Annotated in this window: 1 protein-coding gene; it reads left to right on the top strand. The window is 63.6% G+C overall.

The features are described 5' to 3' along the window. Positions 1–25: 25 nt before the first annotated feature. Positions 26–404 (top strand): SDR family oxidoreductase (locus AC066S_RS39780; protein ID WP_478272059.1); only part of this gene is annotated, 379 nt, incomplete at its 3' end.

Here is a 404-nt window from a genome sequence, read left to right as displayed (position 1 = left end):
CATCGAGGCCGGCCATGTGCATCACGTGAGTTCGATCGCCGCGGCGGGCCTCTACGAAGGCGTGTTCCGCGAGGACATGTTCGACGAGGCCGAGAACCTCGATCACCCCTACTTCATGACCAAGCACGAGAGCGAAAAGATCGTGCGCAAGGAGTGCAAGCGGCCGTGGACGGTGTACCGCCCGGCCATGGTCGTCGGTGACTCGACCACCGGCGAGATGGACAAGATCGACGGGCCTTACTACTTCTTCAAGCTGATCCAGCGCATGCGCCAGATCCTGCCGCCGTGGATGCCCAGCATCGGGCTGGAGGGCGGGCGCATCAACATCGTGCCGGTGGACTTCGTCGTCGACGCGCTGGACTACATCTCGCACAAGGTCAGCCAGGGCCAGGGCTGCTACCACC

The organism is Bradyrhizobium sp. CFUWI (assembly GCF_056429085.1).
This window is presented reverse-complemented; position numbering and strand designations above follow the sequence as displayed.